Annotated in this window: 11 protein-coding genes; 9 read left to right on the top strand and 2 right to left on the bottom strand. The window is 57.5% G+C overall.

The features are described 5' to 3' along the window. Positions 1-2 precede the first annotated feature (2 nt). The 9 genes from SLH49_RS17630 to SLH49_RS17590 are packed head-to-tail and all read left to right on the top strand — an operon-like array spanning position 3 to position 13,347. On the top strand, positions 3-1,802 hold the full coding sequence (locus SLH49_RS17630; RefSeq protein ID WP_320270474.1) for a type VI secretion system baseplate subunit TssF: 1,800 nt from the start codon (positions 3-5) through the stop codon (positions 1,800-1,802). Then, positions 1,793-2,749, top strand: a complete 957-nt coding sequence (locus SLH49_RS17625) for a type VI secretion system baseplate subunit TssG (RefSeq protein ID WP_320270473.1) — start codon at positions 1,793-1,795, stop codon at positions 2,747-2,749. Before SLH49_RS17630 ends, SLH49_RS17625 begins: the two co-directional genes overlap by 10 nt. A gap of 12 nt (positions 2,750-2,761) precedes the next feature. Further along, positions 2,762-5,335 (top strand): type VI secretion system ATPase TssH, encoded by a 2,574-nt coding sequence (tssH, locus tag SLH49_RS17620; RefSeq protein ID WP_320270472.1) that lies wholly within the window; start codon positions 2,762-2,764, stop codon positions 5,333-5,335. A 1-nt stretch (position 5,336) separates the two neighbouring features. Continuing rightward, entirely contained in the window at positions 5,337-6,059 is a 723-nt protein-coding gene (locus SLH49_RS17615; protein WP_320270471.1) for a transporter substrate-binding domain-containing protein, read from the top strand. Then, on the top strand, positions 6,056-6,946 hold the full coding sequence (locus SLH49_RS17610; protein WP_320270470.1) for an FHA domain-containing protein: 891 nt from the start codon (positions 6,056-6,058) through the stop codon (positions 6,944-6,946). Before SLH49_RS17615 ends, SLH49_RS17610 begins: the two co-directional genes overlap by 4 nt. Continuing rightward, positions 6,943-7,491: a type VI secretion system lipoprotein TssJ gene (tssJ, locus tag SLH49_RS17605; RefSeq protein ID WP_320270469.1), complete on the top strand. Its 549-nt coding sequence runs from the start codon at positions 6,943-6,945 to the stop codon at positions 7,489-7,491. Before SLH49_RS17610 ends, tssJ begins: the two co-directional genes overlap by 4 nt. Beyond that, the gene (tssK, locus tag SLH49_RS17600) at positions 7,488-8,810 is read left to right on the top strand and encodes a type VI secretion system baseplate subunit TssK (RefSeq protein ID WP_320270468.1); all 1,323 of its coding nucleotides are present in this window, start codon (positions 7,488-7,490) and stop codon (positions 8,808-8,810) included. Before tssJ ends, tssK begins: the two co-directional genes overlap by 4 nt. Positions 8,811-8,812: 2 nt before the next feature. Next, complete coding sequence (gene icmH, locus SLH49_RS17595) at positions 8,813-9,685, top strand: type IVB secretion system protein IcmH/DotU (protein WP_320270467.1); 873 nt, start codon at positions 8,813-8,815, stop codon at positions 9,683-9,685. Next, a complete protein-coding gene (locus SLH49_RS17590) occupies positions 9,682-13,347 on the top strand; it encodes an ImcF-related family protein (protein ID WP_320270466.1) in 3,666 nt (1,221 codons plus the stop codon). The genes icmH and SLH49_RS17590 overlap by 4 nt, the downstream gene beginning before the upstream one ends. A 286-nt stretch (positions 13,348-13,633) precedes the next feature. Here the strand turns inward: SLH49_RS17590 and SLH49_RS17585 are convergent, their stop codons facing one another. Together SLH49_RS17585 and SLH49_RS22395 are read right to left on the bottom strand one after the other, a co-directional pair. Then, positions 13,634-14,923: a serine hydrolase gene (locus SLH49_RS17585; protein WP_320270465.1), complete on the bottom strand. Its 1,290-nt coding sequence runs from the start codon at positions 14,921-14,923 to the stop codon at positions 13,634-13,636. Between the two features lie 244 nt (positions 14,924-15,167). Beyond that, the coding region (locus SLH49_RS22395) for an antibiotic biosynthesis monooxygenase family protein (RefSeq protein ID WP_413785311.1) at positions 15,168-15,333 on the bottom strand (166 nt) is incomplete at its 5' end.

Genomic DNA, 15,333 nt, shown 5'->3' with positions numbered 1-15,333 from the left:
CGATGGAAGAGATCCTACAATATTTCGAAAATGAACTCGATTATATGCGGCGCTCCTTTGAAGAGTTCGAGCGCGCATTTCCACAAAAAGCCAAGGAATTGGGGATCACGGCGGGGCGCAGCAGCGACCCTGATGTTCAACGACTTGCCGATAGTCTAGCACTGGAAGCCGCACGCCTGAACAAGCGCATGGACGATACCATGCCCGAGACCGCGATTGACCTGATGCGGATGATCGCCCCCGGCTTTCTGTTTGGCGCGCCCAGCTACGCTGTCATTCAGCCTGCGGGCGAAGAGGGCCAGTTGACCGAACCCGTAACTATTCCCAAAGACACCGCCGTGCCGGTCACGCTGGGCGGTGATGTACCCGATTGCCGGTTTTCGGTTGCACGCGACACGGGGCTCGCACCGATAAGAGTTGGCCAAATCAGGCTAGATCGCGCGCCGTTTCGCTATGGCGTGCCAGATCAGTTCCGCGGCTGCGAGGCCGCGCTTACTCTGACGTTGCATCCGCTTGACGCAGGCCAGCCATTGTCCGAAGCGCTGGGAAAAAGCATTGAGCTTTACGTTTCTGCCAGCGGTGGGCGCAAACAGCGTCTGATCGATGTGCTGAGTGGTGAGGTTCTGGGCGTCGCCTATGCCAAGGCGTCCACTGCAGAGACGGTGCAGCGGGACGCCCAAGTGCTGGAGCCAGACGCCCTGGTGCTGACAATGGCGGAAGACTGGACGACCTATCTGCCCAACGACCTTGCGCAGGTCCAATCCATTGCGCGGCTGCGGGACTTTTTTGCGTTCCCGGACAAAGCGTCGTTCTTCACGTTGAAAGACACTGACGGCGGCTTTCAGGCTGTGACCGAGGGGCCTGTTGAGCTGAGGTTTTTCCTCTCCAGCCGTGGGGCGGGCACGCTGGATCAGGTCGGTGATGGGGATATCGCGACCAATGTGGTGCCGCTTGTGAACATCTTCGTCGATGAATCGCTACCCGTCAGGTACGACTACGCGCGCATGCAAGTGCCGATACAGCCGTCGCTAAGCGAGACGATGCCCGTTGACAGCTTGCAGATCCGCGACATTCGCAAGCTGACGGCAGAAGGGGAACAGGCACTGCCGCGTGTGACGTCACCCTCGCGCAGACGTGCGCAGGATCTGCCGGTCTGGCAGGAACGCTATGTCGTGGGCGAGTTTGATCCGTCGCGGCGTGAGGTCAGTTTCTCGGTGACAAGTCCCGTCGGCGAAGATCCTCCAGTCCTTGATTTTGTGGCGTCCATGTACTGCTCAAACGGGCGTGCGGCCATCGCACCCCGTCCTGGTGCGAAGATGTTTCTGGAATCCGAGGCGCTGGCAGACCTGCCCTTCGCATTGATGGATGAGCCGTCGATGCCGGTTGATCCCGACACACGGCCCGAACGGCTCTGGGATGTCATGTCGATGATCAACGGCAACTTCTCGTCGATCTACGAACAACAGACAGCCGCCGAGGCGCTGAAGGAGGCGCTGAACCTTTGCGCACCACAGGGCTACACGGATGCATCAAACGCGGTCTGGGATGTGACGGTCACCCCGACAACGGCACCGGTTCACATTGGCAACAATGTGCTTTTGGCCTCCGGCAACGTGATCGAGGTGATGATCGATCTTGATGCATTGCCGTTTCCCGGCCATGTCTTTGGCGTCGCGCTACACATCTATTTCAGCTCACTCGTCAGCTATGACCGGTTCTTCCAGTTGAAAGTCCGCGAACGTGGCCGGGAACAGCCCTTCCGGGTGTTCCCCCGTATGCATGGGAGCCAGGCATGCGGATAAAGGACAAAACCGCCGAAAGCCTGATCGACCTGCCGCTCTTGCAAGCTGAACGATTGGGGAACACCCATTTGGCGCGTGCACTGGCAGCGGGTCGCTTTGACCCCTATCCGGATGGGACTCATGCTTTGGGCGACAAGGCGCGGCGTGGGACGCTCGCGCAAAATAGCGGGATTACAGAACCAGCCATCGCTGGCGGTGCGCTTTCGGGTTTCGACAGCGCCTTGCCTGATCACATTCAGGCCGCCCTGCAAAAGACACTGCACAATGATGATGAAAGCCTGCGTGCTTTCTTGGCCATGTTTGACAGGCGACTATTAGAACTGCGCGTGCGGGCCGAAAAGGCGCAGGTGCTTGTAGCAACGCAGGACGCGCGTGGCCGCGAGGTCGCCAGTTTCATCGACCGGATCATGCGGATCGTGGGGCGCAAAGGCGACGACACCCGCCACCTGAAAACTGTTTTGCCGCTCTTGTCGCGGGTTCGCAGCCTTGAAGGCCTACGTAATCTGGTGGGCTGGTGGACAGGGCGCGATGTGCGCGTCACGGCCTCTTTCGACGATGTGCACCCGATTGAACCGTTTTGCATGACGCGCCTGAGTGCCCGCGCGCATCAGAGTGCGCGGCTCGGCCAAGGTGCGCTTGTCGGGCGTTTTGGCAAGACACCGACCGGGCGTCTATCTGTCTTTATTCGCTGCGAAAGCCGCGAAGAATTTCGTGAGCTCGCCGACGACATAGAGGGCACCGCTGAGCTGCGTTCAGCGGTACATCAATACCTGCGCGACCCGGTGCCAACGACTTTCTATGCCGACGTGGCGCGCCACATGATCAAGGCACCCATGCTATCCGCAACGCCGCGCCAGGCCGACCAGCTTGGCGCCTACAACATGCTCACACCCCAGCGCGCGCCGCATAAGCGCGCCTTCCTCAAGCTTTCAGAAATTGCCGCATAAGGACCCAGAATAATGGCCAGTCTCACCAAACTTGTATCCCGCCTCTCACCGCAATTGCGTGCATCATTGGAAAACGCGGTGGGCGAAGCGATGAAGCGCAAATCAGCGGCAGTCGAAAACGCACATTGGCTGTTCCACATCATCTTCGGGTCGGACACGGAGCTGCAAAGCTTTCTGGAAGATCAGGGCGTGAGCATGAGCGACCTGCAGGCAGAGTTGGAAAAAGCGATGCCCGTCGGGTCTGGCGACGGAGGCAAGCAACCGACGATCTCAGGTTCCGTTGCCAAGCTGATCGAACAAGCGTGGTTGCAGGCATCGGTCGAGATGGATCTGGGTCAGATCACGCCTGAGATTTTCCTGCTCGCCTCACAACTGCCCAACGCCTTGGGTGCACGGACCGAGCCGCTCTCTGCGCTCAAACCACTGTCGACGGATGCGCTGCGGGACTTCTCCGTGAAACGTGGCGCGACGGTTCCGCGTGCGGTATCAGGTGGCGGTGGTGGCGCCGCTCCGGCTGGTGACGGGACTGCCCTGCAGAAGTTCACCGTCAACCTGACGCAACAGGCCCGTGATGGAGAGCTGGACAAGGTGCTGGGGCGCACAGGCGAAGTGTCGAAAGCAATCGACGTCCTGCTGCGCAAGCGGCAAAACAACCCGATCCTTCTGGGTGCGCCCGGGGTCGGCAAGACGGCCGTTGTTGAGGGGCTGGCGCAGAAAATCGCCTCCGGTGAGGTGCCAGAGCAACTACAGGGTGCTGATCTGGTTGCGCTCGACATGGGGCTCTTGCAAGCGGGGGCCAGCGTAAAGGGTGAGTTCGAAGAGCGCCTGAAGAACGTCATCAAAGAGGTGCAGTCCTCGGAAACACCGATCATCGTCTTCATTGACGAGGCGCATACGATGATCGGCGCAGGAGGGGCAGAGGGGCAAAACGATGCGGCCAACCTTCTGAAACCAGCTTTGGCGCGGGGCGAGTTCCGGACCGTTGCCGCAACAACATTCGCCGAATACAAAAAGTACTTCGAAAAAGATCCCGCACTGTCGCGCCGTTTTCAGCCCATCACAATCGATGAGCCGGGCCGTGATGCCGCCGTCAACATCGTCCGCACCGTCGCAGAGGGCCTGAGCGCGCATCACGATGTGTTCGTCCGGGAGGAGGCCATCAAGGCCGCAGTGGACCTGTCGATCCGCTTCATGCCGTCGCGCCGTTTGCCGGACAAGGCGATCAGCCTGATGGACACGGCCTGCGCCCGCGTTGCCCTGTCGCAGCACGCCCGCCCCGCCCAGATTGAGGCGCTTGAGGAAGAGCTGCGCTTTGTCGAGGCAGAGCTTGCGAAATCGCTGGCGGACGCACGCATGTTTGGCGAACCGGAATTTGACGCAAGCGAGCTGAATTCAAGCATCGAGGACCTGCAGACCACCGTCGCGGATCGCATTTCCATGTGGGAGGATCAAAAAGAGAAAGTCGCTCACCGTTTGGAAGCCGCGCGCGCGGCGATGGACGCGGATAGTGACGAGGCAACGGCAGTTATACCTGAAGCCGATGAAGAAGATGGCGATGCAGAGATTTTCGTCCACCCGTGGGTGACGCAAGCCACGATTGCCGAAGTTGTCTCGGATTGGACCGGCGTTCCCGTGTCGAATCTGGGTGCGAGCGAGGCTGAGCGTCTGCTAGCACTCGAAGATACGCTCAAAGAGCGCGTCATCGGCCAGGATGCGGCGATTGAGGCCATTGCCCGGTCCCTGAAGATTTCCCGAGCGGGTCTCACGGATGCGCGTAAACCCATCGGTGTCTTCATGATGTGCGGCCCGTCAGGTGTGGGGAAAACGGAAACCGCCCTTGCCATCGCAGACCAGTTCTTTGGCGGCGAGGATGCGGTTGTCACGATCAACATGACCGAATTCAAGGAGGCGCACAAAGTCTCCATGCTGCTCGGCGCGGCGGCGGGTTATGTAGGCTATGGCAAGGGCGGCGTTCTGACCGAGGCCGTGCGACGGCGGCCCTATTGTGTGCTGCTGCTCGATGAGATGGAAAAGGCGCATCGCGAGATCCAGGACATCTTCTTCCAGATCTTCGACAAGGGCCATATCAGCGACAGCGAAGGCAACGATGTCGATTTCCGCAACACGATCATCATCATGACGTCAAATGCCGGTGGTGAGGAGATCCGTGACTTCATCGACGCCGCCGATGATGAACCCACATCAGCCGAATTGACGGATCATTTGCGTCCGCTCCTGCTCGATTTCTTCAGCCCTGCCTTTATCGGTCGGACCGAACTGATCGCGTATAAGCCGCTGACGCCAGAGGTTGGCAGCAAACTCACCGAAATTCACCTCAATCGCATCAAAAAGCGCATCAGCGCGCAGTATGGCGCATCCTTCGCGTGGGAGGACAGCTTTGTCGATTATGTGGTCAGCGCCAATTCGGACCCGCTATCCGGTGGCCGTGCACTGGAAGCCATAATCAACAAAAAGTTCCTTCCACGCCTAGCAGAAGAGTGCATATCTCGGGTAATTGATGACAAACCGCTATCCTCCATCACCGTGTCTCACGATGGTGAGGATGTGGTGCTGAGTATGGAGTGAAATGATGTTGTTCTCGCGCCTTAAGACCCTTTTTGCCACTGCGATCTGCGCTTTCGGCGTTTCTAATTCTGCGGTCGCGCAGTCAGAGCCTTTGCGATTGGCGACCCAGATTTTGCCACCCTATCAGATGATTGAAGACAATCAGATGACAGGCATCGCGGTTGAGCGGGTCAAATGCACGCTTGATGCACTGAGCATTCCGTACGAGTTCCATATGACAAACTGGGCCGATGCGCAGCTTGGGACGGAGACGGGGCGTTTTGACGGTTTCTTTGTCGGGTCAGCGAATTCTGCAAGGGCAGAATACTCGATCCCCTCAACGCCAGTCGTGTCGGAAGATCTGGCCTGGTACCTGCCGCTGAATTCCGAGATTGACCCTAACGACGCCGCTGACGCCCTTCGCGCGCGCTACAGTGCCAAGTTCGCGACCTCCAAATGGCGGTATCTGCATCAGAACGGATACAACGTTGTCATGCGTCCCCGGGACGCGGAATCGCTGCTCAATATGTTGCTGGTGGGCGATATTGATGCCGCTTTGGAATACGAATTGATCTTTGCGCACTACATGGAAGACCGTGGCCTGAGCGAAGGTGATTTCCGCAAAATCGAGTTCCGTCGCCAGGACATGAGCGTCCATTTCGCACATCGCTATGTCATGGCTGATCCGCAGTTCCTTCACCAGTTCAATTCGCAAATGCAGATCTGTATCGCGACGGAAGAATGACGCTCAGTGTGCAGATCATACAGGTGCCACCCACCGAGACGGTACCAAAGCGCGAGTTTTACTTGGACGAGTTTCCGGTCACCATCGGCCGGGACTACGCGGCCAATGTCAGCTTGCCTGATCTGTCTGAAAAGATGTCGCGCTCGCACCTTATGATCTTTCGGTCATCGACCGGTCGGTATCAGGTGAGTGATGTGAGCACGAACGGTGCCACGTTGAACGGCGATACGATGCCGTCCAAAACGACAACGCCGCTTGTTGACGGTGATACGCTGGGCCTTGTCGGCTATAAGCTGTTGATCGGGATCATGGAGGCGACCGCTGACGACGATGACGCGCCCGAAGAAAGCGAGCCGACGCTTGATCTGTCGACGGATCTATCCTCTGACGCGCCGCTGATGCCCGATGCCGACGTCGAAGAGGTGCTGGCGGAGCCGGAAGAGGCGTTTTCGAAAGCAGAGGTCGATCTCGATCCGGACCTGATGTTCGATCCGTTCGCGGATGGGCCTGAGATCGATGAAAGCGCCGGCCAAGAATCGGCGGGTGCAAGCGGTGCGCAGGAAGACGTGGCATTTGCTGAAATCGTGCAATTGCCTGATCTGCCGTCGCACAACGCGACCCCGCCCCAACTGCAGGACGCGATGATACAATCGCTGCCCTATCGCGAGAACGTCAATCAGGCGATTGAGCGCGCAATCGACCGGTTTATCGAAGAGCTTGACCCGGCAGTGTTGCAGAAAGACTACGACGAATACATTCCGCGCTTCAGCCGCAGGAAAGCGCGGTACTGGGCCATCCATCTCCGTCAATTTGCCAAACGCAAATCAAGGGGCGACTACCGTCGTGCCTTCATGGCGCTTTTTGCAGAGGAGATCCGTAAGCTATGATGCGATGGCTTGCATTTTTGGCGGTGATGGCGCTGTCGGCTTGCGGCGGTGGCGGCGATGAGGCTGCCGGACCGGTCAACAAGACGCTTAGCGTGCAGGCTGGGCCAAACGTCAATCAGTATAATGACGCGTCAAACCCGGTTGTGATCCGCCTTTATCAGCTTAGCACGCGTTCTGAATTCGAGGCCGCGACCTTCTTTGAGATTTTCGATGACAGCTCACCCGAACTCGCGGGCGTTGTACTGGATCGGCGCAGCTTGTCACCGCTTTTCCCTGGGGAAACACGGCTTGTGGCGTTTGATCTGGTCCCGGACGCATTCTTTTTGGGTGCATTCGCGGAGTTTGCAGATTTCGAAAGGCAGAATTTCCGTGCGGCTGTGCCGATTGACGCAGATCGCCTGGACAACGGTGTGACAGTTTCCGTCACGGCATCGGGTATATCAATCGAGTTCCGGAACCCGTCAGATGCGGTAGAAGGTGAACGGCCAGGTTTCTTCGGGCGCATTCTCGAAGGGGCTGGCGGACTTTTAGGATTAGGCGGATGACCAGCGGAAGCATCGTTTGGAGCGAGGGCATGTTCATTGCCCCGCAGCATTTTCAGCACATGGATCTGGCGCATCAGCGTTATGCCAACGAACTTGCGCAGCTTGATGTCACCGCTGGCGATTACGGCGTCAGTGAGCTTGAGTTCGATGTTGAAGCGCTCAATGTCGGCAAGATCGTTGTGCGTGAAGGGGCAGGGGTCTTTCCTGATCGCCTCTTTTTCCGGCTGGCCAAGGGCCTCGCGCTCGACGTCCCTGACGGCGTGGTCGAGGAAACGGTTTTCCTATCCGTCCCCCTCGCCATCCGCGGCGAGGCGCAATTCGGAGCGCCGGATGTACCCGTTCGCATGGTCAAACATCGCGACAGCCTGCGTGACCTGAATGACCCGCGAAACGATGCAGTCGAAGCCGAACTTGCCGAGGTCGGTGCATGTCTGCGTTTGGGAAGCGCTGATTTCTCGGGATATGCTGCCATTCCCATCGCCCGCATTCTGGAAAAGACTGCCGAAGGGCGCGTTGTCCTTGACCGTTCCTTCATACCCCATGTGCTTTGCCTGCGTGCGTCGAAACTGCTGACCGAACGGGTGGAAGAGATGATTTCGCTCGCCCGCGCCCGCGCTGCAAATGCCGCAGGCCGGGTTGCCGCGGAAACTGACACGCTGAGCGAGGCGAGCCTTCTGGCCGAACGGCTTGAGCTGCAGGTTCTCAATCGCTGGCTTCTGGTTCTCCAGAACGAGGCGCATACGGGAATGATCGGGCCGCGTCGCCTGTTTCTGACCTTGGCGAGCATGGCGGTCGAGCTGGATGCGATCTTGGGGTCGGCTGTTGATGATGATCTGATCTTTGACCCAGAGCAGATGACCGAGTGTTTCGACGGACTGCTATCGTCCCTGCGCCGTAAACTGACGTTGGAAAAACCGGCCAATGTCGTGGCGCTGTCTTGGAATACCGAGCTTTTCGAGAAACGCCGTGTTCTGAGAGTGATTGTTCCCGCAAAGCTGCTGCAGCAAGGCAGGCGCCCGGTCCTTGCTTTGCGTGGCCCCGACAAGGCAGAGGCGCTCGCGCAGCTTGGCCCGCTGGCCTGCAAACTTGCAGGATTGTCGGCCATGCCAGAGCTTGTCGCGCGCGGTCTTCCGGGTGTTGACCTGACGTTGATGCCAATGGCACCGTCAGAGTTGCGCAGCCGCGCCGATGCGGCTTACTTTTCGATCAATACAAGTAGTGAGCAATGGCGACGCTTCCTTGAGAAACGCGAAGCGCTCGCCCTGCATGTTGATGACCGCATCCGTTCTGTCGAAGCAACGCTTTACATGCTGGAATAACCATGAACAGCCAAGTTGCTGACACACCAACAATCACGATCACACCCGAAGGTGCCGCACCCGGGGCAGGAACGAAGCTCGCGCAAGCGTCGCCCAGCGACCTGCAGAGCATGGAACGTGAGCTGGCAAATTATCAGGCCTCCGAGAACAGCCTGATCAATGCGTCTGCCGAGCTGCTTTCTGTCTGTGGCACGCTTTCGCGGCTGAAACCGGGGGAAGAGATCAACTCGACCCGCACAGAACTCGCCCGCGCGATCATTGACCTCAAATACAAAGTGGTGCGTCTGGACTACCCCCCGTCGGTCGCTGAAAACCTTTGCCTTCTCTATGCGATTGTCGTTGATGAGTTCGTTCTGCTGCGCCCCTGGGCCACCGAAAGCGGGTGGGAAAACCGTACCTTGGTCGCGGATCTCTTTGGTTTCCGCGACGGGGGTGACCGGTTCTACAATATTGCTGACCGCGCACTGATGCAGCCCAAAGTCCTGCATGAATTTCTTGAGATCGTCTATATCTTCCTCAAGCTGGGCTATCGGGGCAAATACAACAAATCAGGCGAGCATGAACGTGACAGGGTGATTGACCGCATCGAGACGTCGCTCAACCTTGTCCCGACAGAGAGTGTGGCGGTCTCATCCGGGCGTGATGTCAAAAAGTACCGCCCCCCCGGGCGTGTCATTGCAACAGGTACGAAGATTTTTATTGCCGCATTCATTGTCGCAGCCATCACTTTCGGGCTCGTTGGTTTGCGGGCGCAAACAGAACGCACGTTGCTAGCAGAGTTTCAAGAGAAACGAACAGCGGCAGAAGCAGGTTCTCAGGTTGACTTTGTCTTCTCCAGTGAAACCGGAACACTAGAAGCTGTGCCGCGCCAATGAGATGGGTAACAGTCATAAAAGTCGCCTTGGCGGCGTTTCTGGTCGCGACCGTGCTACAGTTCGGTTGGTTTATCTACCTTTGGCTTTCAGGCAGCAGCTTTGGCCTTTGGCACTGGATCTGGCTTGGCGTCTTATCCGTTCTGGCACTTGTCGTCATTGCCCTGACGATTATCTATCGCAAGCGCATTTGGCCCCATGACCCGGCGGCGGCAGAGCTGCGCGCGCTGAGACAACAAGTCAAACGACAGTTCGCACAAGCCCGATCACGGGCGCGGGTCATCCGGCGCCGCGCTGACGCCGTTCCGTGGAACATATTCATCGCCCATCGCTCTGACACACCCTCAACAGCCATGGCTGAGCTAGGTTATGTGGCGTTTGGTGAACCTGTCAGCCACAAAGGTCTGACCACAACAACGTGGACTTCACCCACCGCCATTGCTTTCAAGGTCGAGATCGATGGCGAGGCAGAGCTATCGCTTGATCTTCTGAACCTCGTCTTCAAGAAGCTTTTCAAGAACCGCCCAACCATGGCTGTGAACGCGGCCTATGCCGAGATTGAGCTTGCAATGCTAATGCAAACGCCTGCGGTGCAGGCGGGCAATATCTCGACTATCAACCGTATCCTCAATGTCGCCGCATACGAATTCGGCATCGATATCCCCATTCACGTCGCGCTCGTGGGCCTGGAACAGGTGCAGGATCTGTCTCGTGCGGCACTTCTGACGGGGCACCTCAATAAGGGTGTTGTTTTTGGGGGCTTCCTGCCGGATGTGGATGGCGAAGTTGATGAGCGTGTGAACGCGCTTTTTGCGGAGATCATCTCCAATCTAGGCCGCAGCCAGATGCCCGCCCTGCAAAAACAGCTTCTGCCTGAATTCAGCGCGTCATTGCTGAATGCGCCGCTGCAGCTGGCACTGATCAACGCGCAATTGCGCCCGCGTATGGCCGCCCTTGTCCAGCCATTTCCACCACGGACAGAGCCGCTCAATCTGCAGAGCATCGTTTTCATTGGCGCGCATGAGACGATGCCCGTCGTTGACCCTCTGGCACAGGTCACGGGGCAGCGCTTTTTCTCGCAAATGCCAGCATTGGCCGCGGTGGACGACGACCGCACCAGCGTCACGGTTGAGAATGCGGGGCTGCTGGCGCGTGCCTATCATGGCGAGAGTTTCCGGGTTCGTCCCAACCGGCGCCAGACGGCGCAACGCGGCCTCAAATCAAGCCTTTGGACCGCCGGTTTGACCGCCCTTGTTGGTGGTTTCGCCTATCTGGTTTGGGAGAATTACAGTTCCTACCGCGCCGTAAACAATAACCTCGAAGCCGCGTTCGACACCTATTTCTCTGAGGTTGCGAACATTTCCACGGATTCAGATTTTCTGGTCCAGCGCACCTTGCTGCTGCAGCCCCTTCGCGATGGGCTGGCGCGGTATGAGCCGTTGAACCAGCAAAATCACCGGGAGCTGCTGCCGGACTGGTCCATGGAGGAGATGTATCGCGGCCTTTATGAGCAGGAGTTGGTTGACGACTATCAGGCGTCCCTGATCGACTTTATGGAGAAAGAGATTTTCGCCTTCAACAGCCTGGGCGACGGGGTCGAACTCATTCAGCTTGCGACGGTCGAGGCCCAGTTGCATACCGATCAGGTCGCGCACAAGGATGCGCTGATCACCTATTACTCCGACGGACTTGCCGAACAGGGCGAGGTCTCCGGCGCATTTCAGAACAGTCTGAAGGGGACCCTGGACGATCTATTCACGCTGAACCAGCCAAGGGCGAACCGCAACGAAAGCCTGCGCACAGTCGTCGCCAACACACTGGCCGGGCTGGACACCGCGGACCTCTTCTATCAGGCGCTCATGCGCCGCCCGGAATACAGCGAACGTATCGACCTGCGCAGATTGGTCGGGCCCCGCTTTTCTGAAGTCTTTATCGAGATCGAGAACCCCGAAGACTATCTTGTCCCTCGCGCCTATACGCGGCCCGGATTTGACGATCTTTTCGTCGATGGCGAGATGGCCGATCTCAACGACATTCTGCGCGGCTATGAATCCGTCATCGGAGAGCTTGATACCGCAGCCGAAAACGCAATCACCCGGCGCGTCGCACAGAACTACACCGGCGATTACATTGAGCGCTGGAGCAGATTCATCATGGCGCTTGAGCTTCGCGCTGCCGAAGACTGGAGCGACGCGCAAATTCTGCTGGCAGCGCTGACAAACACATCCGAAAACCCGATTGATCAACTCGTCGGCGCGATCACGACAAATACCGATATTCAGATCTTCCTGCCTCTGCCACCGGATGCCGCACAAGGCGCGGGTGATGGCCAGGGCGGCGAGGCCGAAGCCACACCGGAACTCGCCCCGCCAACGTCTAGCACGGAAGCAGCAACGGCCTTCAATATTCGATCTGCCTTTCGCGCCTATCTTGACGCACTTCAGCCGGGACAGGATCAGCAAAGCACATTCGATCTGTTCCTGTCATATGCGCGGGATGTGGCGCTTTGGATGTCAGAGGCATCAAACGCCCCAAACGGAACCGGTGCCTACCTCTTTACGCAGTTCCAAAACCCCGGCGCGCCAAACCCGCTGGCCGTTCTGAACTCCTTTGTCACCCGATCTGACCTCGACTTCATCCGCGATTTTGGCCGCAGCATCGTCGCCACGCTGGATGACAGCGCCATGGAATTTGTGCTGGGCCATATCGACAGTGAATGGGAACGCCAGATCCTCGCGCCACATCAGGCCACTCTGACCCAGTCATTCCCGTTTGACCCCGGTAGCGCAACGGACTTCCCGCTTGCCGAGTTTACCGATCTTTTTGGCGCCGAAGGCAAGATCGGGAAGTTCGAACAGGACTTCCTGTCAGGGTTCAAGGCCGCCAATGGGCAGTTCGCGCCACGCAACACCTTCCTGCTCGCCGGTCGGGTTGATCTGACCGATGAGACGAAAGTTGCATTCACACGGTTCAACCAGATCTCCGAGGCGATGTTCGTTGACGGCAAGCCGTTCATGGAATTCAACGTGCGCACCGGCTTCATGGACAATGAACTTAGCCGATTGAGCCTGTCATCCGGTATCACCTTGCACCAGTTCAGCCATGGGCCGGTCCGGTGGGACACCCAATCCTGGCCACTGACCGGTATTCAGGACAGCACTATCGCGTTTCGCATCTTCCGCCGGGCGCGTGCCTTGGTCGACGAAACTTATCCTGGCCCCTGGTCCTGGTTTCGGTTGGCTCAGGATGGTTCCACCTCGCTCAACCCATCTCTTGGCGTCACCGAGGCAACGTTCACGACCGAAGGCGACGCCGCCACGCTGCAATTTGATGCCGCCGTGCGATACAACCCTTTCGCGCCGGGCTTCTTTTCGGACGTATCCGTGCCGCAATCGCTCTTCACGGTACCAGAACCTGTCATCGACGTGGAAGAAGATGAGGCAAGCCGCGCCGAAGAGCTTTTGACCTTGTGGCGTCAGCGCGAACCCGAAGCGACCCAACAGCTGATTACGTTGCGCGGCAGGCAGCTTGATCTGTCCACGCGATTGGAAATTCAGCGCATTCTGACGAATACTGGCTTCTACACCGAAGACCTCGACGGCATCTTCGGGCCCGCAACACGTGCGGCCCTTTTCGCGTGGCGTCAGGATCCCGAGCTGAATTGACGATCACCTTTCTTCGCGACAAGCGGTGGCCATTTTCATGTGCGCTTAAAGCAGGAAGTCATCGAAGCTGAGCGATGTTTCCACAATGTCGCTACGAATGGGTTATCCGACAAAAGATGTTACTTCTGGGGCTTAGTACACCAAGTGCTACTAGGCAGGCAGAGCCTTTGGAAGATCAATAGGATGTCTCCAAAACCCTGCCCCTGTTACATGTGATGGCATAGATACAAGCTAAGCCAGCTCGCAGATTCGAGATACACTTTTCGGATCTGCGCCCGCGTGGCGACTATCGCGAGGGATGTGCGAGGCTGCTGAAGAATGCGCCAAACAAAAGTGCGATGCGCTCCTCCGGAAGTGCTTCATTTGCATTCGCTGAGATGATGGCACATACCTGTTTGCCGCATGGAGTGGTTCCAATTGCTGACAGGTTGAGAACGCCGAATTCGGACCCGCCTTTGAAGCCGACGTTGTCCCAACCGTCGATGGCTACTAGAGGATCAGGCAATCCGCTAAGTGCCGGTGCATTTCGTAGGGATGAAAGCAACTCACACAACTCAGCAGCAGTGAAGTACCACTCGGCCTCCGCCCAGGTCGCGCGTGGCAGAATTCTCTCAGCTCGCGGTAAGGTGGTTTTTGCAATGTCGGCGAGAACATCGCGGCGCTCGTCAGCATTTCCAGACATGAAGCGGCTGCGCGCAGCATCTCCGTCAGAAGCGATCAACCTGAAGAACTCACCAGTTGTCAGAAAAGGCTGATTCCGTGGAGACATTGCCTCGATATTCGCGCGACCAAGAATACGTATGAGCGCATCGGTCGCGGTATTGTCACTCTGCTGAATCATGAGCCCAGCAAGCGTCTCTAAAGTGATAGGGACACCTGGCTGCATCACCTGAAGCACCCCTGAAGGAAGGGATCTATCTTCAGCCCGCAACGAAACGACATCTGCACGGTTCAATGCACCAGATGCGATAGCATCCTCATAAGCTTGAAGAACCGCGAGTTTGAATGCCGATCCAACAGCCATCGGTTCGTCTGCATTATGGGCCACGCGCAATTGCCACAATCCATCGCTACCTTGTTCAGCGGCCATCACCGCGACATTTCCCGTAACTGCATCCAAGATCGCCTCAGAAATGCTGATTGCGTCTGTGCCGGTAGGTTGCGGTGGTTGGAACAGAAGACCGCCTATTCTGCCAGTGCCATCCAAACTGATCTCGACTGGGACAATCGCGTCCTCCAAGCGGATTGTACCTACGCGACCGTCCAGTTGCACGTCGACGAGCATTCCGAAATCGCTCACCAACCCCTCGATAATGCTCTGTATCCGCGACGGCGGTGCGGCCGCGACGAACTCGTTCGTAAACCACTCCGCACGAATTGGTGTTTCTGCGAAAAGACGAATAATCGCGTCTGTCGGACTAGATGTCCTATCCTCCGCCATTGCCATTCCTCCAATGATGGAAATCGCTATCCATCCAAAAGTAGTCAACCTGGCCGCAATCCACACATGCCCCGCCAACAAACGGAACTTGTGCCTAAGAAGCACCAATTCTCTGCACCTTTGATCGTTTCTCATTGCTCTTGCCTTTTGTGCGGTCCTGAACAGCCGGATGTGAAACTGGCGCTAAAAATCTGTCCCGGCTTGTCTGAAGGCGTTCTGCACCTTTTGAAACAAATCGTTTTGGTGAAATAGGCCACGCTCCCGGTATCCCAGTTCCCGTATTTGTATAGCCGCCAAAGAACTATCTATGCCAACGCAATACTCGGAAACACTTTAAGCTCAGTCCACCAGAGAAGGGGACTAAGCAATCGGGTTTTCATCACTTAATGGTCTGGATGACGGCAAAGCCTTCAAAGCGTGGGCTACCCCTGTGCAGTTTGGTAGCACTGCCCGCATCCTTGTGAGCTGCGCGAAACGCCTCAGAGCGCGTCCAGGAACGGAAGGTATCTTCTGACGACCACACCGTGTGTGAGGCATAAAGACGC

The sequence above is a fragment of the Cognatiyoonia sp. IB215446 genome (assembly GCF_033963825.1).
Taxonomy (GTDB): Bacteria; Pseudomonadota; Alphaproteobacteria; order Rhodobacterales; family Rhodobacteraceae; genus Yoonia.
This window is presented reverse-complemented; position numbering and strand designations above follow the sequence as displayed.

Excerpts from the sequence above, each read along its gene's own strand:
- SLH49_RS17615 (WP_320270471.1), top strand. The coding sequence starts at position 5,337 with ATGATGTTGTTCTCGCGCCTTAAGACCCTTTTTGCCACTGCGATCTGC.
- SLH49_RS17630 (WP_320270474.1), top strand. The coding sequence starts at position 3 with ATGGAAGAGATCCTACAATATTTCGAAAATGAACTCGATTATATGCGG.
- tssJ (WP_320270469.1), top strand. The coding sequence starts at position 6,943 with ATGATGCGATGGCTTGCATTTTTGGCGGTGATGGCGCTGTCGGCTTGC.
- tssK (WP_320270468.1), top strand. The coding sequence starts at position 7,488 with ATGACCAGCGGAAGCATCGTTTGGAGCGAGGGCATGTTCATTGCCCCG.
- tssH (WP_320270472.1), top strand. The coding sequence starts at position 2,762 with ATGGCCAGTCTCACCAAACTTGTATCCCGCCTCTCACCGCAATTGCGT.
- SLH49_RS17610 (WP_320270470.1), top strand. The coding sequence starts at position 6,056 with ATGACGCTCAGTGTGCAGATCATACAGGTGCCACCCACCGAGACGGTA.
- icmH (WP_320270467.1), top strand. The coding sequence starts at position 8,813 with ATGAACAGCCAAGTTGCTGACACACCAACAATCACGATCACACCCGAA.
- SLH49_RS17590 (WP_320270466.1), top strand. The coding sequence starts at position 9,682 with ATGAGATGGGTAACAGTCATAAAAGTCGCCTTGGCGGCGTTTCTGGTC.
- SLH49_RS17585 (WP_320270465.1), bottom strand. The coding sequence starts at position 14,923 with ATGAGAAACGATCAAAGGTGCAGAGAATTGGTGCTTCTTAGGCACAAG.
- SLH49_RS17625 (WP_320270473.1), top strand. The coding sequence starts at position 1,793 with ATGCGGATAAAGGACAAAACCGCCGAAAGCCTGATCGACCTGCCGCTC.